At 63.9% G+C, this 17,529-nt stretch carries 11 protein-coding genes; 6 read left to right on the top strand and 5 right to left on the bottom strand.

Annotation, left to right across the window (positions count from 1 at the left end; genetic code table 11):
• Positions 1-189: 189 nt before the first annotated feature.
• Positions 190-4,101, bottom strand: a complete 3,912-nt coding sequence (gene hrpA, locus ACZ9GA_RS21515) for an ATP-dependent RNA helicase HrpA (protein WP_457360842.1) — start codon at positions 4,099-4,101, stop codon at positions 190-192.
• 482 nt (positions 4,102-4,583) lie between these two features.
• Between hrpA and ACZ9GA_RS21520 the strand changes: the two genes are divergently transcribed.
• Both ACZ9GA_RS21520 and ACZ9GA_RS21525 read left to right on the top strand, forming a co-directional pair.
• Positions 4,584-5,948: a glutamine synthetase family protein gene (locus ACZ9GA_RS21520; RefSeq protein ID WP_457360841.1), complete on the top strand. Its 1,365-nt coding sequence runs from the start codon at positions 4,584-4,586 to the stop codon at positions 5,946-5,948.
• 135 nt (positions 5,949-6,083) lie between these two features.
• Positions 6,084-7,367 (top strand): NAD(P)/FAD-dependent oxidoreductase, encoded by a 1,284-nt coding sequence (locus ACZ9GA_RS21525; RefSeq protein ID WP_457360840.1) that lies wholly within the window; start codon positions 6,084-6,086, stop codon positions 7,365-7,367.
• Between the two features lie 107 nt (positions 7,368-7,474).
• Here the strand turns inward: ACZ9GA_RS21525 and fadD1 are convergent, their stop codons facing one another.
• Both fadD1 and fadD2 read right to left on the bottom strand, forming a co-directional pair.
• Positions 7,475-9,172 (bottom strand): long-chain-fatty-acid--CoA ligase FadD1, encoded by a 1,698-nt coding sequence (gene fadD1, locus ACZ9GA_RS21530; RefSeq protein ID WP_457360839.1) that lies wholly within the window; start codon positions 9,170-9,172, stop codon positions 7,475-7,477.
• Positions 9,173-9,517: 345 nt separating this feature from the next.
• On the bottom strand, positions 9,518-11,206 hold the full coding sequence (gene fadD2, locus ACZ9GA_RS21535) for a long-chain-fatty-acid--CoA ligase FadD2 (RefSeq protein WP_457360838.1): 1,689 nt from the start codon (positions 11,204-11,206) through the stop codon (positions 9,518-9,520).
• 202 nt (positions 11,207-11,408) lie between these two features.
• On the opposite strand from fadD2, the gene ACZ9GA_RS21540 reads away from it, so the two are divergent.
• Together ACZ9GA_RS21540 and ACZ9GA_RS21545 are read left to right on the top strand one after the other, a co-directional pair.
• The gene (locus tag ACZ9GA_RS21540; protein ID WP_457360837.1) at positions 11,409-12,353 is read left to right on the top strand and encodes an alpha/beta hydrolase; all 945 of its coding nucleotides are present in this window, start codon (positions 11,409-11,411) and stop codon (positions 12,351-12,353) included.
• Positions 12,354-12,388: 35 nt separating this feature from the next.
• Positions 12,389-12,859, top strand: a complete 471-nt coding sequence (locus tag ACZ9GA_RS21545) for a MaoC family dehydratase (RefSeq protein ID WP_457360836.1) — start codon at positions 12,389-12,391, stop codon at positions 12,857-12,859.
• 237 nt (positions 12,860-13,096) lie between these two features.
• Here ACZ9GA_RS21545 and ACZ9GA_RS21550 read toward each other — a convergent pair whose 3' ends face one another.
• Together ACZ9GA_RS21550 and ACZ9GA_RS21555 are read right to left on the bottom strand one after the other, a co-directional pair.
• Entirely contained in the window at positions 13,097-13,258 is a 162-nt protein-coding gene (locus ACZ9GA_RS21550) for a hypothetical protein (RefSeq protein ID WP_416422904.1), read from the bottom strand.
• A 60-nt stretch (positions 13,259-13,318) separates the two neighbouring features.
• The gene (locus tag ACZ9GA_RS21555; protein WP_457360835.1) at positions 13,319-13,663 is read right to left on the bottom strand and encodes an aspartate-semialdehyde dehydrogenase; all 345 of its coding nucleotides are present in this window, start codon (positions 13,661-13,663) and stop codon (positions 13,319-13,321) included.
• Between the two features lie 374 nt (positions 13,664-14,037).
• Between ACZ9GA_RS21555 and rapA the strand changes: the two genes are divergently transcribed.
• Both rapA and ACZ9GA_RS21565 read left to right on the top strand, forming a co-directional pair.
• Positions 14,038-16,884 (top strand): RNA polymerase-associated protein RapA, encoded by a 2,847-nt coding sequence (gene rapA, locus ACZ9GA_RS21560; protein ID WP_457360834.1) that lies wholly within the window; start codon positions 14,038-14,040, stop codon positions 16,882-16,884.
• A gap of 439 nt (positions 16,885-17,323) precedes the next feature.
• Positions 17,324-17,476: a hypothetical protein gene (locus ACZ9GA_RS21565; RefSeq protein ID WP_457360833.1), complete on the top strand. Its 153-nt coding sequence runs from the start codon at positions 17,324-17,326 to the stop codon at positions 17,474-17,476.
• The last annotated feature ends 53 nt before the right edge of the window (positions 17,477-17,529 follow it).

The raw sequence follows: 17,529 nt of genomic DNA on the forward strand, positions 1-17,529 counted from the left end.
CGCATGACATCAAGAGGAAGTGGGAACTGCTACAGGACGGCGTCGCCTGCATCGCGGCCAAGGCCGGCTCCTACCACGAACCGCGTCGTCTGCATCGCGACCAAGGTCGGCTCCTACGGGGTTCGTGGTAGGAGCCGACCTTGGTCGCGATACAGACGACGCGGTTTCAAGCCAACTCCCTCAGGTTCATCAGCCCTCTACCTGGCTCCACTGCTTGCTCAGGCGCTTGTCGGAAATCGGCACCTTGGTGCCCAGTTGCTGACCAAACAGCGACACGCGGTATTCCTCGATCAGCCACCGGTACAGCTCAAGTTCCGGATCGCGCTTGCCCTCCTGGGCATGCTTGGCCTGACGCGCCTGGTACTGCGCCCAGACGTTGCCCAACTCGATGCTCCACACGCGGTCCTTCTGCACCTGGCTGCCCAGCTTCTCCAGGCGCAGTTCGATGGCCTTGAGGTAGCGCGGCAGCTCTTTGAGCCACTGCGAAGGCGTCTGCCGCACGAAGCCCGTATACACCAACTGGCTGAGTTGCGCCTTGATGTCGTTGAGCGCCACGGCCTGGGCCAAGTCGATCTTGCCTTTGAAGCGCTTCTGCAGGCCGTGCCACAGCTTGAGAATGTCCAGGGTCTGGCGCGCTAGGCGCTCGGCGTGCTCGGCCCAGGCACCGCGCTTGCGCTCGGCCAGGGCGCCAAGCCCTGCGCCGTCACGCGGCAAGGTGGCTTCGCCCTCAAGGATGCAGGTGTCCAGGCTGGCCAGCAGAATGTCTTCCACCAACGCCTCGACACGCCCCAGGTCGCGGTACAGCAGGCCCAGTTCGGTCTGCCCCGGCAGCTTGCCACGCAGGAACTTGGCAGGCTCCGCCAGTTGCTGCAACAGCAGCCGCTGCAGGGCGCGACGGTGCTGGAATTCGGCTTCGGCGGCGGTGGAGAAGCGGCCTTCCTTGACGGTGCCGTTGTCTTCCACCAGCGCCGGGTAAACCGTCATCGACAGCCCGGCAATCTTCTGCTGGGTGGTCTCGGCCACGGCGGCAAAGGCCTTGGCCTCCACCGGCTGCTGGCTTTTGGCCGACTGCGGCGCCGCCAGGGCGGCCTGGCTGGCCTGCACGAAGCGTGCGGTCAGCTCGGCCAGGTCGCGGCCTTCGCCGAGGAACTTGCCCTCGCCGTCCAGCACTTCGATGTTCATGCGCAGGTGGCTGTCCACCTGCTGCTCGGACTCGGCCCAGGCCTCGTCGCTGACCCGCGCGCCGGTCATGCGCAGCAGCTCGCGGCCCAGCGCCTGGGGCAGCGAGCCGTCGCCAAAGGTGATGCGCGCCATGGCCGCGCGGACAAAGTCCGGCACCGGCACGAAGTTCTTGCGCAGGGCCTTGGGCAGGTTGCGCACCAGGGCAATGCACTTGGCCTCCAGCAGGCCGGGCACCAGCCATTCCAGACGCTCGTTGGGCAGTGCCGGCAGCAGCGGCGCTGGCACGCTGACGGTCACGCCGTCACGGGCATGGTTGGGCTCGAAGTGGTAACTCAGGGCCAGGGTCAGATCGCCCAGGCGCAGGGTATCCGGGTACTGGCCAGCCGTGACCTCGCTGGCTTCACGGGCCAGCACGTCTTCCTCGCGCATGATCAGCAGCTTCGGATTTTTCTGGCTTTCGGTCTTGTACCAGTGATCGAACGTCGCCGTCTGGTGGATCTCGGCCGGCACGCGCGCGTCGTAGAAGGCGTACAGGGTTTCCTCGTCGGCGAGGATGTCACGGCGACGGGCCTTGGCTTCCAGGGCGTCCAGCTGTTCCAGCAGCTCGCGGTTGGCGGTCAGGCACTTGGCCCGTGACTGGATCTCGCCGCGCACCAGGGCTTCGCGGATAAACAGTTCACGCGATACCACCGGGTCCACCGGGCCGTAGTGCACGGGACGACGGCCGACCACGATCAGGCCGAACAGGGTGATCTGCTCATAGGCCACGACCTGACCACGCTTCTTCTCCCAATGGGGCTCGAAGTGGTTTTTCTTGATCAGGTGGCCAGCCAGCGGCTCGATCCAGTCCGCGTCGATCTTGGCCACCATGCGCGCGTACAGCTTGGTGGTTTCCATCAGCTCGGCGGTCATCAGCCACTGCGGGCGCTTCTTGCCGATGCCCGACGAGGGGTGAATCCAGAAGCGCCGCTGACGCGCGCCCAGATAGTCACCGTCCTCGGTTTTCTGGCCGATCTGGCTCAGCAGGCCGGACAGAATCGCCTTGTGGAATTTGGCGTAGTCGGCCGGCTCCTTGTTGATGGTCAACTGCAGGTCGCGGCAGATCAGGCTCAACTGCCGGTGCGCATCGCGCCATTCGCGCAGGCGCAGGTAGTTGAGGAAGTTCTTGCGGCACCAGTTGCGCAGCGGGCTGGCGGTCAGGGCCTGGCGCTGCTCTTCAAAACCGCGCCACAAATTGACCAGGGCGGCAAAGTCGGAATCGGCGTCTTTCCACTGCGCGTGGGCCTGGTCGGCAGCCTGCTGGCGCTCGGGCGGGCGCTCGCGCACGTCCTGCACCGACAGCGCACTGGCGATGATCAGCACTTCCTGCAGGCTACCCTGCTTGGCCGCTTCCAGCAGCATGCGGCCCATGCGCGGGTCCACCGGCAGGCGCGCCAGCTGGCGGCCGATCGGTGTCAGCTGGTTCTCGCGGTTGACCGCCGACAGCTCCTGCAGCAGGTTGAAACCGTCGGTGATGGCCTTGCCATCCGGCGGCTCGATGAACGGGAACTGGTCGATCTCGCCCAGGCGCAGGTGCAGCATCTGCAGAATTACTGCGGCCAGGTTGGTGCGCAGAATCTCGGGGTCGGTGAATTCCGGGCGGGCAATGAAATCCTCTTCGCTGTACAAGCGAATGCAGATGCCCGGCTCAACCCGCCCGCAGCGGCCCTTGCGCTGGTTGGCGCTGGCCTGGGACACCGCCTCGATGGGCAGGCGCTGTACCTTGGCGCGGTAGCTGTAGCGGCTGATGCGCGCGGTGCCGCTGTCGATCACGTAGCGGATGCCCGGCACGGTCAGCGAGGTTTCGGCGACGTTGGTGGCCAGCACCACGCGGCGGCCGGGGTGGCTCTGGAAAATCTTCTGCTGCTCGGCCGGCGACAGGCGCGCGTACAGCGGCAGAATCTCGGTGTGCTTGAGCTGGGCCTTGCGCAGCATCTCAGCGGCGTCGCGAATCTCGCGCTCACCGGGCAGGAACACCAGCACATCGCCCGGGCGCTTGCCTTCGCTGCGCTCGAACGCGGCGATTTCATCCAGGGTGGCGATGATCGCCTGATCCACCGTCAGGTCGTCCTCGACGCTGTTGCCCTCCTCGTCCTGCTCGCTGGTCAGCGGCCGGTACCAGGTGTCCACCGGGTAGGTGCGGCCGGACGCTTCGATGATCGGCGCATCGTCGAAATGCTTGGAGAAGCGCTCAAGATCGATGGTGGCCGAGGTGATGATCACCTTCAGGTCCGGGCGGCGCGGCAGCAGGGTTTTGAGGTAGCCCAGCAGAAAGTCGATGTTCAGGCTGCGTTCGTGGGCTTCGTCGACGATGATGGTGTCGTAGCGTTCCAGAAAGCGGTCGTGCTGGGTTTCGGCCAGCAGGATGCCGTCGGTCATCAGCTTGACCAGGGTGTTGGCGTCGCTCTGGTCCTCGAACCGCACTTGATAGCCGACCAGCGCGCCCAGGGGCGTGGCCAGCTCTTCCGCCACGCGGGTGGCGACGCTGCGCGCGGCGATGCGGCGTGGCTGGGTGTGGGCGATCAGGCCATGCTGGCCGCGGCCCAGCTCCAGGCAGATCTTGGGCAACTGGGTGGTTTTGCCCGAGCCGGTTTCGCCGGCGATGATCAGCACCTGATGCTCGGCGAGGATCTTCTTGATCTCGTCGCGCTTGGCCGCGATCGGCAGGCTGTCGTCGTAGCGGATGGTCGGCACGCTCTGCTTGCGCGCGGTGACCTGGGCCATGGACGCCTGCGCCCGCTCGACCCACTGCCCAAGCTTGACCTCGTCGGGCTTCTTGCGCAGCTCGTGCAATTGCCGACGCAGCCGATGGCGATCGCCGATCATGGCCTGGTCGAGGTTCTTGAACAGTGTGTCGATAACGGGATTGTGGTCAGTCATCAGGTACGCAAATGGCTACGCGGCAATAAGAATGGGGGCGATTGTCGCAGATTTGCCCCCCGCATTCCTAATTCCCCCCGCGAATCCGTAGCCGCTGCCGCCAGGCTGCGCTGGCCCCTCTGTACACTGGGGATATCCAGCGAGGCGCAGGGCCAGCGCAGCCTGCGGCAGCGGCTACATTGTTTAGCGCCAGCTGCACTGAAGGTACGACAATCCCGATTTAACCACCCCCGAGTGCCATGCAACCATCCAGGCATCATGAACTGCGCCCCGCTTCCCCCCGCCAGCACCGAACCGCGCACCCCGCGCCGTGCGGTCTGCCTGCGCCCCGGGGAAAATCCCCTGTTCAACGTCATCCTGGCCTTCTGGGCCCTGTGGCATTGCCGCCACGCGCGCCCGCCGGACACCGCCCTCGCTGCCTGACCCAACCTTGATCCCCGTCACCCCGACGGGCCTTCACGCGTGCGCAAGCGAGAGCCACCATGCATTTTGCCCCCCTGCATCAGGCCCAGGCCTTCCTGGACCAACACCCCCATATCGACATGATCGAGCTGTTCATTCTCGACGCCAACGGCGTACCGCGCGGCAAGCTGCTGCACCGCGATGAACTGCTGGCCGTGTACCAAAGCGGCCGCCCGCTGCCCAGCACCATCCTGGGCCTGACCCTGAACGGCGACGACGTGGAAAACTCGGGCCTGGTGTGGGACGTGGGCGACATCGACTGCCGCGCCTACCCGCTGGAAGGCAGCCTGGTGCCCCTGCCCTGGCGGCAGATCCCCACCGCCGCCGTGCAGGTCAGCATGCACCCTGTCGAAGGCGCGCCCGCGTCGGTGGCCGACCCGCGCCATGTGCTGATCCGCGCGATCGAGGCGCTGAAGGCCGACGGCTTCCACCCGGTGATGGCCTGCGAGCTGGAGTTCTATTTGCTGGACGCCAAGCGCGACGCCCATGGCCGGCCGCAGCCCGCGCTGGACGCCGACGGTGGCCGCCCGCGCAGCACCCAGGTGTACGGCCTGCGTGAACTGGAACAGATCGAACCCTTCCTCGCCGACCTCTACGCCGCGTGCAAGCAGCAAGGCATTCCGGCGCGCACGGCGATTTCCGAATACGCCCCCGGCCAGGTCGAGATCACCCTGGAACACGGCGACGCCTTGCTGGCCATGGACCAGGCCGTGCGCTACAAACGCATCGTCAAGGGCGTGGCCCACCGCCACGGCATGCAGGCGTGTTTCATGGCCAAGCCTTTCGATGACCTGGCCGGCACCGGCATGCACATGCACGTCAGCCTGGCCGACGCGCAGGGCCGCAACCTGTACGCCAGCGAGGACAAGGCCGGCACGCCGCTGTTGCGGCAGTCGGTGGGCGGCATGCTCGCGCACCTGCTCGACAGCCTGTTGCTGTTTTGCCCCAACGCCAATTCCTACCGGCGCTTCCAGGCCAACAGCTACGCGCCGCTGGCGCCGACCTGGGGCGTGGACAACCGCACCGTCAGCCTGCGGGTACCGGGTGGGCCGGCCAACACCCGGCATATCGAGCATCGGATCTGTGGCGCGGATGCCAATCCGTACCTGGCTGCGGCGGCGATAGTGGCGGCGATTCATGACGGGATTCGTCAGCAGCGCGACCCGGGGGCGCCGGTGGAGGGGAACGGCTATGCGCAGGCGACGACGTTTTTGCCCACCGACTGGCTGACGTCGCTGACGGCGCTGGAGCGCTCGCAGTGGGCGCGGGAGGCGCTGGGGGAAGGTTTCCTGAAGGTTTATCTGGCGGTGAAGCGTGCCGAGTATCGGCAGTTCATGGCGCAGGTGGGTGAGCAGGATTGGCGGTGGTACCTGACCAACGCCTGACCCTGCTTCACCCCAATATCCGTAGCCGCTGCCGCCAGGCTGCGCTGGCCCTCGTTTACGCTGAAGATCCCCAGCGAGGCGCAGGGCCAGCGCAGCCTACGGCAGCGGCTACATCATCCGATTTCAGGAATAGCCATGAGCCAACGCATCAACTCCTACTACACCGCCACCCTCACCCAGGAAACCGACTTCCCGGTATTGCAGGGCACCCACACCGTCGACATCGCCATCATCGGCGGCGGTTTCACCGGTGTCGCCACCGCCGTGGAACTGGCCGAAAAAGGCCTGAAGGTCGCCTTGCTCGACACCCACAAGATCGGTTGGGGCGCCAGCGGCCGCAATGGCGGCCAAGTCACCGGCAGCCTGTCGGGCGACGAAGCCATGCGCAAGCAGATGCGCCGCACGCTGGGCGACGAGGTCGACGATTTCATCTGGCACCTGCGCTGGCGCGGCCACCAGATTATCAAGCAACGGGTGGAGAAATACGGCATCGCCTGCGACCTCAAGCACGGCCACCTGCACGCCGCCATGAAGCCCTCGCACCTGACCGAGCTGCGCGCCTCGCTGGAAGAGGCCCAGGCCCGCGGCATGGGCGACGAGGTGACATTGCTGGACCAGGCGGGCGTGCGCCAGCACCTGGACAGCCCGCTGTACCTGGGTGCCCTGAAGAACACCCGCAACCTGCACCTGCACCCGCTCAACCTGTGCCTGGGCGAGGCCCGCGCGGCGCAGTCACTGGGCGCGCTGTTGTTCGAACACAGCGAGGTGCTGGAGATTGTCCATGGCCCGCGCCCGGCCGTGGTCACCGCCCAGGGCCGCATCGAAGCCAAACAGGTGCTGCTGGCCGGCGACGTCTATCACAAGCTGGAGCCGGGCAAACTCAAGGGCAAGATCTTCCCGGCCATGGGCGGCATCGTCACCACCGCGCCCCTGGGCGAGCTGGCACGCCAGCTCAACCCCCAGGACCTGGCGGTGTATGACTGTCGCTTCGTACTGGACTATTACCGCATGACCGCCGATGGCCGCCTGCTGTTCGGCGGTGGCGCCAACTACTCAGGCAAGGACTCGCGAGACATCGCCGCCGAGCTGCGACCGTGCATCGAGCGCACCTTCCCGCGGCTCAAGGGCGTGGACATCGAGTTTGAGTGGAGTTGCGCCATGGGCATCGTGGTCAACCGCATCCCGCAACTGGGCAAGCTGTCGGACAACGTGTGGTATTGCCAGGGCTATTCGGGACACGGCATCGCCACCAGCCACATCATGGGCGAGATCATGGCCAACGCCATGACCGGCACCCTGGGGCAGTTCGATACCTTTGCCGGGTGCCAGCACATCAAGGTGCCCATGGGCGATGTGCTGGGCAATCCGTTGCTGGCGGTGGGGATGTGGTACTACGGGATGCTGGAAAAACTGCGCTGAAAAACACCTGTAGCCGCTGCCGCCAGGCTGCGCTGGCCCTATGCCTCACCAGACATCTCCAGTGTACATAAGGGCCAGCGCAGCCTGGCGGCAGCGGCTACAGAGGTCTAGGCGATCTTTTTCAGGCCCAGCTTTTTCAGCTCTTCATCGCGCAGTTCGCGGCGCAGGATCTTGCCCACGTTGGTGGTCGGCAATGCTTCGCGGAATTCCACCGAGCGCGGCACCTTGTAGCCGGTTACGTTGGCGCGCATGTGCTCCATCACCTGGTCCTTGGTCAAGGTGACCCCGGGCTTGGCAACGATAAACACCTTGATCGACTCCCCGGATTTCTCGTCCGGAATGCCGATGGCGGCGCACTGCAGCACGCCTGGCAGGGTTACCAGCACGTCTTCCAGTTCGTTGGGGTACACGTTGAAGCCGGACACCAGGATCATGTCCTTCTTGCGGTCGACGATGCGCATGTAACCGTCGTCCTGAATCACCGCGATGTCGCCGGTCTTCAGCCAGCCGTCGGCGTCCAGGATCTCGTCGGTGGCGTCCTGGCGCTGCCAGTAGCCTTTCATCACCTGCGGGCCCTTCACGCACAGCTCGCCCACTTCGCCCAGGGCCAGCTCGCGGCCGCTGTCATCGGTGACCTTGCAGCGGGTTGACGGCACCGGGATGCCGATGGTGCCCACCTGGATGTTCTGGATCGGGTTGACCGAGGCCACCGGGCTGGTTTCGGTCATGCCGTAGCCTTCGCAGATGGCGCAGCCGGTCACGCTTTTCCAGCGGTCGGCGGCGGCCAGTTGCAGGGCCATGCCGCCCGACAGGGTCACCTTCAACGCAGAGAAATCCAGGGCGCGGAAATCGGCGTTATTGCACAGGGCCACGAACAGGGTGTTCAGGCCGACAAAGCCGCTGAACTTCCACTTCGACAGTTCCTTGACCATGGCCGGCAGGTCGCGCGGGTTGCTGATCAGGATGTTGTGGTTGCCGATCAGCATCATCGCCATGCAATGAAAGGTGAAGGCATAGATGTGGTACAGCGGTAATGGCGTGATCAGGATCTCGCAACCTTCGTTGAGGTTGGAGGCCATCAGCGCCTTGCACTGCATCATGTTGGCGATCAGGTTGCGGTGGGTGAGCATCGCGCCCTTGGCCACGCCAGTGGTGCCGCCGGTGTACTGCAGCACGGCCACTTCTTCGGCGCCAGGGTTGGCTTCGCGCACCGCCTGGCCGCGGCCTTTGGCGAGCACATCGTTGAACGCGACGGCGGTGGGCAGGTGATAGGCCGGCACCATCTTCTTCACGTACTTGATCACGCTGTTGACCAGCAGGCGCTTGATCGGCGGCAGCAGGTCGCCCACCTGGGTGACGATCACGTGCTTGACCGAGGTCTTGGGCACCACGTTCTGCGCCAGGTGCGCCATGTTGGCCAGGCACACCAGGGCCTTGGCGCCGGAGTCGTTGAACTGGTGCTCCATTTCCCGGGCGGTATACAGCGGGTTGGTATTGACCACGATCAGGCCGGCGCGGATAGCGCCGAATACCACCACCGGGTATTGCAACACGTTGGGCAGTTGCACGGCGATTCGATCGCCAGGCTGCAAATCGGTATGCTGTTGCAGGTACGCCGCGAAGGCGCCCGACAATTCGTACAGTTGACCGTAGGTGAGCGTCTTGCCCAGGTTGCTGAACGCCGGCTTGTCGGCGAAGCGCTGGCAGGACTGTTTCAATACAGCCTGTATGTTCGGGTACTCGTCAGGATTGATGTCCGCAGCAATACCCGCTGGGTACTTATCCTTCCAGAAATTTTCGATCATGGAAGCCCACTCCTCCAGCACAGCGAATTCATCACCGCTTCATATGCGATTATTATTGATAGGTGATCACGGTACGTGAAGCACCGATCGATCGAAAGCGCGCCGAGAGTAGCAGCTTTGGAAAACGTCGCATAGGGGCCGAATTGGGCCATGCGGTCACGGAAATGACTCTATGAATTATTGCAGTCATTTTTAGAGTAAAAATACTAAACCATCGAAATACAGTAACCCTGTAGCCGCTGCCGCCAGGCGGCGCTGGCCCTTGTACACACTGAAGATCTTCAGCGAGGCACAGGGCGAGCGCAGCCTGGCGGCAGCGGCTACAAAGGGTGGCGGGGCTTGGGCTCAGGCGATATCGCGCAATTCACGCCGCAATATCTTGCCCACCGCCGTCATCGGCAACGACTCGCGCAGCACGATGTGCTTGGGCACTTTGTAGCCGGTGAAGTTTTCCTTGCAGTAGGCCTTGAGTTCTTCAAGGCTGACCCCGGTTTCTCGCGGCACCACGAACAGCTTCACCGCCTCGCCCGAACGCTCGTCGGGGATGCCGATGCAGGCGCAGTTGGCCACCTTGGGGTGGGCCATGACCACGTCTTCGATCTCGTTGGGGTACACGTTGAAACCCGAGACGATGATCATGTCTTTCTTGCGGTCGACAATGCGCACGAAGCCGTCCGGGTCGATCACGCCGATGTCGCCCGTACGCAACCAGCCCTCGGCATCCAATGCTTCGGCGGTGGCCTCGGGGCGCTGCCAGTAGCCTTTCATCACCTGCGGGCCCTTCACGCACAGCTCTCCGCGCTCGCCAGCCGGCAGTTCATTACCCTGGTCATCGATGATCTTCAACTGCGTGCCCACCACCGGCAGGCCCACAGTACCCAGGCGCGCGGCGGCGCCGTAGGGGTTGGTGCTGACCACCGGCGAGGTCTCGGTCAGGCCGTAGCCTTCCACGATGCGGCAGCCCGTGAGCTTTTCCCAACGGTCCGCCGTGGCCTTGACCAGCGCCGTGCCGCCGGAGTTGGTGACCTTGAGGTGAGAGAAATCCAGGTTCTTGAACTCGGGGTGCTCCATCAGCGCCACGAACAGGGTATTGAGGCCCAGCAGCGCGCTGAACTGCCACTGCTTGAGCTCCTTGATAAAGGCCGGAATGTCGCGCGGGTTGCTGATCAACACGTTGTGGTTGCCGGTGACCATCATGCCCATGCAGTTCGCCGTGAAGGCATAGATGTGGTACAGCGGCAGGGGCGCGATCATGACCTCCTGCCCTTCGCGCAGGATTTTCACGCCGTGCTCGTCGGTCTGCTCGAAACAGCACAACACCTGCTGCATGTTGGCCACCAGGTTGCCGTGGGTCAGCATCGCGCCCTTGGACACGCCTGTGGTGCCGCCGGTGTATTGCAGCACCGCGACATGGTCCAGGCTCAGTGGCACCGGCGTCGGCGTATGGCCCCGGCCCAGCGCCAGGGCGCGCTTGAGCTGGATGGCCTGGGGCAGGTCGAAGGCCGGTACCTTCTTCTTCACCTTGTCCACCAGGGTGTTGACCAGCCAGCCCTTGGCCGCCGGCATCAGGTCACCCAGCTTGGCTTCGATCAGATAGGCGATCTCGGTGTCGGGCAGCACTTCCTGCACCAGTTTGCCGAACATGTTCAGGTACACCAGGGCGCGGGCGCCGGAGTCCTTGAACTGGTGACGCATTTCGCGCGCGGTGTACAGCGGGTTGGTGTTGACCACGATCAGCCCGGCGCGCAGGGCGCCGAACACGACGATGGGGTATTGCAGCACGTTGGGCAGCTGCACGGCGATGCGGTCACCGGGTTGCAGGTCGGTCTCGTTCTGCAGGTAGGCGGCGAAGTCGGCGCTGTAGCGGTCCAGTTGGGCGTAGGTCAGGGTGATGCCCAGGTTGCTGAACGCCGGGCGGTCGGCGAACTTTTTGCACGAACGCTCGAACACCTCGACCACTGACCGGTAGGCGCCCAGGTCCAGCTGGGTGGGCACCCCGGCCGGGCGTTTATCGTTCCAGAAATCAGCCTGCATTATTATTATCCTCTTGCCTGAGCCGTTCGGGCCGCCAGTTCCATGAGTGATGGCGGTGCTTTGCCGACGTTAGCAGTTAAGCAACGGCTGGCAAACACGCCAAGTGCCGTCATTAACATCATGAATCTAAATGCTGCGCCGCGCCCGATACGCGCCATGGGCTATACAATGGGACCACCCGTTCACCGCGCAAGGAATCGCCATGCCCGCCGAGGCGTTCTGGCTTGAAGCCTGTGACCACACACAGCTCTACGTGCACGCCTGGCGGCCGGCCGAGCCGCCCCGGGCCGTGGTGCTGCTGGCCCACGGCATGGCCGAGCACGGTGGCCGCTACGGGCGCCTGGGCCAAGCCCTGGCCGACGCCGGGGTGGCGCTGTATGCCCCGGACCTGCGCGGCCACGGCCGCACCGCCGAAGGTGGCGTGCTGGGCCACTATGCCGATCGCAACGGCTGGAACAGCGTACTGGACGACCTGGCCCTGCTGAGCCGGCATATTCGCCAGGCCCACCCGGCCAGCCCGCTGTTTTTGCTGGGCCACAGCATGGGCAGCTACCTGGCCCAGGGCTATTTGCTGCACCACAGCGCCAGCCTGCAGGGCGCGATCCTCAGCGGCTCCAACTACCAGCCCGCAGCGCTGTACCGCGCGGCGCGGCTGGTGGCCCGCCTGGAGCGCAGGCGCCAGGGGCCCAAGGGCCGCAGCGCGCTGATCGAGTGGCTGTCGTTCGGCTCCTACAACAAGGCCTTCAAGCCCACCCGCACCGCGTTCGACTGGCTGAGCCGCGACCCGCGGGAGGTGGACAGCTATATCAACGACCCGTTGTGTGGCTTCCGTTGCACCAATCAATTATGGCTGGACCTGCTGGCAGGCCTGGCGCAGATCAGCCAGCCGGGCAACCTGGCGCAGATCGATCGCAGCCTGCCGGTGCTGATCATTGGCGGTTCATGTGATCCGGTGAGCCAGGGCAAGCGTCTCACTGATCTGAGCCAGGCACTGGGGCGCAACGGCAACCCGCGCATCACGCTCACGCTGTACCCCCAGGCCCGCCACGAAGTGCTCAACGAGATCAACCGCGAGCAGGTCACCGCCGACCTGCTCGCCTGGCTGCACCAGGCACTGGCCATCCAGCGCCCGGCGCGCAGCGAATAACCGCTTACATTGACGACCACAAGGAACAGTCACCCATGACCCAGGTTACCAACACCCCGTACGAAGCCCTCGAAGTCGGTCAGAAGGCCACCTTCAGCAAGACCGTGGAAGAGCGTGACATCCAACTGTTCGCCGCCATGTCGGGCGACCACAACCCGGTGCACCTGGACCCCGAGTTCGCCGCCGCCACCATGTTCAAGGAGCGTATCGCCCACGGCATGTTCAGCGGCGCGCTGATCAGCGCCGCGGTGGCCTGCGAGCTGCCTGGGCCGGGCACCATCTACCTGGGGCAGAAAATGAGCTTCCAGAAGCCGGTGAAAATTGGCGATACCCTGACCGTGCGTCTGGAAATCCTGGAGAAGCTGCCTAAATTCCGCGTGCGTATTGCCACCCAGGTGTTCAACCAGCGTGACGAGATGGTGGTGGACGGCGAGGCCGAGATCCTGGCGCCACGCAAAGAGCAGACTGTGAACCTGGTGGCGCCGCCGGCTATCACCATCGGGTGACGATGTAGCCGCTGCCGTAGGCTGCGCTGGCCCCATGCCTCGCTGGACATCCCCAGTGTACGCAGGGGCCGGCGCAGCCTGGCGGCAGCGGCTACAGGAATGGCGGGCAAAAAAAATGGGCGACCGAAGTCGCCCTAAATGCCTTGCGTGCTCTGTTGAAGCGCAAGCCGTGCTTGCGTTCGATGGAGCAAAGATTATCGAAGGCCCGCCCTGCGCAAACTGACGCAGGTCAAGGTTTCAACGCTTCTTGGGCTTCTTCTTCGGTTTTTTCTTCGCCGCACCCAGCGGCATGGCCTGCTCGAACTGCTGGCGCATGTCGTTCAGGCGCTTGTCGTTGAGGTCGTGCACGCGCTTGGCGCGCTCGGCGGAAAAATCGATCAGCTTGTCGTCCTGGCTCATGGTCACTACGTCAGGTGGGGCGAGGGGCAGCCTGCATAATGGCGGCAGACGCGTCGCGGATCAAACCTCAATGTCCACCCACAGGCCCTGGCGCGGCTCGTTGTCGATCAGCGGCGCCACCGGCACGGTATTGTCGGCGTTCAGCTCATGACCTGGCACCGGCAGGTGCGCTTCGGGATCGTTCTCGGCTTCTTCGCGCTGGCGCTGGCGGCGGCGTTGACGCTCTTCCTCCTCGCGCAGCAGCAACGCTGCGGTTTCCCGATCGCGCTGGCGCAGGTCGATCTCGCTCTCGTCCGAGGACGGCTGGGTCGGGGTGACCGGCGCCACGATCGGCGGCGTGGGTCGAACCGGGTCCAATTGCGACGTCACCGGGACTACGCTTAGGGGGAGGATGGGTGGCAACATGATGTGTGGGTTCTCCTGTTGCCGGGGTAACGGCGGCAGGTGGGGTGGCTTGAAGTATTTCTCCTTGAAGTATCGACCCTGTCACAGATTGTAGGTTCGATTGGTGGTGTCTGCTTCCCGAGCTTCGCTCGGTCCCACACCTTTCGCGGCAGTTGAATCAATGAGGCAAAGCTCTTAGCTTTTAGTGGCAACGCAGGTCCACCTAGTGGACGCTCAAGGCTAAGAGCTTTGCCTTACTGACACCACTGCCGCGAATGGTGTGGGACCGAGCAGAGCTCGGGAAAAGGCCAACACAAATCCCGACGAGACTCTTTGGCCCTCACGCCCATCATCCGGTACCATAGTCGGCTTTTTCATGGCGGGAGTCAGGCAGCATGGCGCAGCAGTATCAACCGGGGCAACGCTGGATTAGCGACAGCGAAGCAGAGCTAGGTCTTGGCACCGTTCTGGCACAGGACGGTCGCTTGTTGACCGTGCTCTACCCGGCCACTGGCGACACTCGCCAATATGCCCTGCGCAACGCGCCGCTGACCCGGGTGCGGTTCTCTCCAGGTGACCAGATCACCCATTTCGAAGGCTGGAAGCTGACCGTCCAGGAAGTCGAAGACGTCGACGGCCTGCTGGTGTACCACGGCCTGGACGCGCAGAACCAACCCTGCACCCTGCCGGAAACCCAGCTGTCGAACTTCATTCAGTTCCGTCTGGCCAGCGACCGCCTGTTCGCCGGCCAGATCGACACGCTGTCGTGGTTCTCGCTGCGTTACAACACCCTGGAACACACCAGCAAGCAGCTCACCTCGTCCCTGTGGGGCCTGGGTGGCGTACGTGCACAGCCCATCGCCCACCAGCTGCACATTGCCCGTGAAGTGGCCGACCGTATTGCCCCGCGCGTACTGCTGGCCGACGAAGTGGGCCTGGGCAAGACCATCGAGGCCGGCCTGGTCATCCACCGCCAGTTGCTGTCGGGCCGCGCCAACCGCGTGCTGATCCTGGTACCGGAGAACCTGCAGCACCAGTGGCTGGTGGAAATGCGCCGCCGCTTCAACCTGGAAGTTGCCCTGTTCGATGCCGAACGCTTCATCGAAAGCGACGCCGGCAACCCCTTCGAGGACGCGCAACTGGCGCTGGTCTCGCTGGAGTGGGTGACCGACGACGAAAAGGCCCAGGACGCGCTGTTCGCCGCCGGCTGGGACCTGCTGGTGGTCGACGAAGCCCACCACCTGGTGTGGCACGAGACCAAGGCCAGCCCGCAGTATTCGCTGGTGGAGCAACTGGCCGAGGTCATCCCCGGCGTGCTGCTGCTCACCGCTACCCCGGAACAGCTGGGCCAGGACAGCCACTTTGCGCGCCTGCGCCTGCTGGACCCCAACCGTTTCCATGACCTGGCCGCCTTCCGCGCCGAGAGCGAGCACTATCGCCCGGTGGCCGAAGCCGTACAGGAACTGCTGGACCAGGGCCGCCTGTCGCCCAAGGCCCACGAAACCATTCACAACTTCCTCGGTGCCGAGGGCGAAGCCCTGCTGACCGCCGTCAACGATGGCGACACCGAAGCCGCCGCGCGCCTGATCCGCGAGCTGCTGGACCGCCACGGTACCGGCCGCGTGCTGTTCCGCAACACCCGCGCCGCCGTGCAGGGCTTCCCTGAGCGTAAATTGCATCCGTATCCGCTGGCCAACCCTGACCAGTACATGGAACTGCCGCTGGGCGAAGAACCGGTGCTGTACCCGGAAGTGGCCTTCCACGCCCTGGGCGAGACCGACGAGTCCGGCCGCTGGTGGCGTTTCGACCCGCGCGTGGAGTGGCTGATCGACCAGCTGAAAATGCTCAAGCGCACCAAGGTGCTGGTGATCTGCGCCAACGCCGAAACCGCCATGGACCTGGAAGACGCCCTGCGCGTGCTGTCCGGCATCCCGGCCACGGTGTTCCATGAAGGCATGAACATCCTGGAGCGTGACCGCGCCGCCGCCTACTTCGCCGACGAAGAATTTGGCGCCCAGGTGCTGATCTGTTCGGAAATCGGCAGCGAAGGCCGCAACTTCCAGTTTGCCCATCACCTGGTGATGTTTGACCTGCCGGCCCACCCGGACCTGCTGGAACAGCGTATCGGCCGTCTGGACCGTATCGGTCAGAAGCACATCATCGAGCTGCACGTGCCGTACCTGCAGGACAGCCCGCAAGAGCGCCTGTTCCAGTGGTACCACCAGGCCCTGAACGCGTTCCTCAACACCTGCCCTACCGGCAACGCCCTGCAACAGCAGTTCGGCCCGCGCCTGCAGCCGCTGCTCGAAGGTGGCGATGACGACAACTGGGACGCCCTGGTGACCGAGGCGCGCACCGAGCGCGAGCGCCTGGAAAGCGAACTGCACAGCGGCCGCGACCGCCTGCTGGAGCTCAACTCCGGCGGTGGCGGCGAAGGCAAGGCACTGGTCGAGGCCATTGAAGAGCAGGACGACCAGTTCGCCCTGCCGATCTACATGGAAACCCTGTTCGACGCCTTCGGCATCGACAGCGAAGACCATTCCGACAACGCGCTGATCCTCAAGCCGAGCGAAAAAATGCTCGACGCCAGCTTCCCGCTGGGCGACGACGAAGGCGTGACCATCACCTACGACCGCCACCAGGCGCTGTCGCGCGAAGACATGCAGTTCATCACCTGGGAACACCCCATGGTGCAGGGCGGCATGGACCTGGTGCTGTCCGGCTCCATGGGCAACACCGCCGTGGCGCTGATCAAGAACAAGGCGCTGAAACCCGGCACCGTGCTGCTGGAACTGCTGTACGTCAGCGAAGTGGTTGCCCCGCGCGCCCTGCAACTGGGCCGCTACCTGCCGCCGCAAGCCCTGCGTTGCCTGCTGGACACCAACGGCAATGACCTGTCGTCGCGCGTCTCGTTCGAGACCCTCAACGACCAGCTGGAAAGCGTGCCCAAGGCCAGCGCCAACAAGTTCATCCAGGCCCAGCGCGACGTGCTGACCCCGCGCATCAACGCCGGCGAAACCAAAGTGCTGCCGCGTCACCTGGAGCGCGTGGCCGAAGCCAAGCGCCGCCTGGCAGCCGAGACCGAAGAAGAACTGGCGCGCCTGACCGCCCTGCAAGCGGTCAACCCGACCGTACGCGACAGCGAACTGGATGCGTTGCGCAAGCAGCGTGAACAGGGGCTGGCGATGTTCGAGAAGGCGGCATTGCGCCTTGAAGCGATTCGGGTGCTGGTAGCGGGCTGATCTCCGTGACCTGAGCTGCAGAAAAAGGCCCGCGCAATGCGGGCCTTTTTCGTTTGTCTACCCTCGTTTCCCATTTAACCTCACCGACATTGCGCCTTTAAAGTTCTGTCCGGCGCCAAGCCGGCAACAATAAGCAAAAATTTTTTCTAGCCACTCGATCAGCCTAGGCGCTAGCAAAAAAAAACATTCAAATTCTGCAAGGTATTACCGGCCTATTCTGTGCTGGTTTCCTGAAACAGTTACACGTAAATGCTCGTTTTTTCAAATAAAAAATGAAACCATAAAACAAACAATGAAAAATTCAGTTACAACCCCAACAATTGCCGCCGTCATGAAGTCGACTTAGTATCGAACTACCGCGACAAAGCGCGAGCCTAAGCGGGAACAAAACTGCGAAAGCAGCGACATCTATCAATAACAATACGAAAGGATAGAAATCATGTACGACAACGTAACCCAAGATCCAACCGAAGGACTTCCGCCCGAGCTGCAAGAACTGCTCGACAACGTGAATTCCATTGATCTAACCACGCTGGAAATCGCCGAAATCGAAATTGATTCCGGTGTAAGAATGACAACTCACCGCTCCTAATCTTACCCTCCGGGAGGCGCCCCCGGAGGCTCCATACTTGAGAATAGCCCCCA

The organism is Pseudomonas sp. TE3644, assembly GCF_056278815.1.

Coding starts and splice junctions, on each gene's coding strand:
- ACZ9GA_RS21565 (WP_457360833.1), top strand. CDS start 17,324: ATGTACGACAACGTAACCCAAGATCCAACCGAAGGACTTCCGCCCGAG.
- fadD1 (WP_457360839.1), bottom strand. CDS start 9,172: ATGATCGAAAATTTCTGGAAGGATAAGTACCCAGCGGGTATTGCTGCG.
- rapA (WP_457360834.1), top strand. CDS start 14,038: ATGGCGCAGCAGTATCAACCGGGGCAACGCTGGATTAGCGACAGCGAA.
- ACZ9GA_RS21555 (WP_457360835.1), bottom strand. CDS start 13,663: ATGTTGCCACCCATCCTCCCCCTAAGCGTAGTCCCGGTGACGTCGCAA.
- ACZ9GA_RS21520 (WP_457360841.1), top strand. CDS start 4,584: ATGCATTTTGCCCCCCTGCATCAGGCCCAGGCCTTCCTGGACCAACAC.
- fadD2 (WP_457360838.1), bottom strand. CDS start 11,206: ATGCAGGCTGATTTCTGGAACGATAAACGCCCGGCCGGGGTGCCCACC.
- ACZ9GA_RS21550 (WP_416422904.1), bottom strand. CDS start 13,258: ATGAGCCAGGACGACAAGCTGATCGATTTTTCCGCCGAGCGCGCCAAG.
- ACZ9GA_RS21540 (WP_457360837.1), top strand. CDS start 11,409: ATGCCCGCCGAGGCGTTCTGGCTTGAAGCCTGTGACCACACACAGCTC.
- ACZ9GA_RS21545 (WP_457360836.1), top strand. CDS start 12,389: ATGACCCAGGTTACCAACACCCCGTACGAAGCCCTCGAAGTCGGTCAG.
- hrpA (WP_457360842.1), bottom strand. CDS start 4,101: ATGACTGACCACAATCCCGTTATCGACACACTGTTCAAGAACCTCGAC.
- ACZ9GA_RS21525 (WP_457360840.1), top strand. CDS start 6,084: ATGAGCCAACGCATCAACTCCTACTACACCGCCACCCTCACCCAGGAA.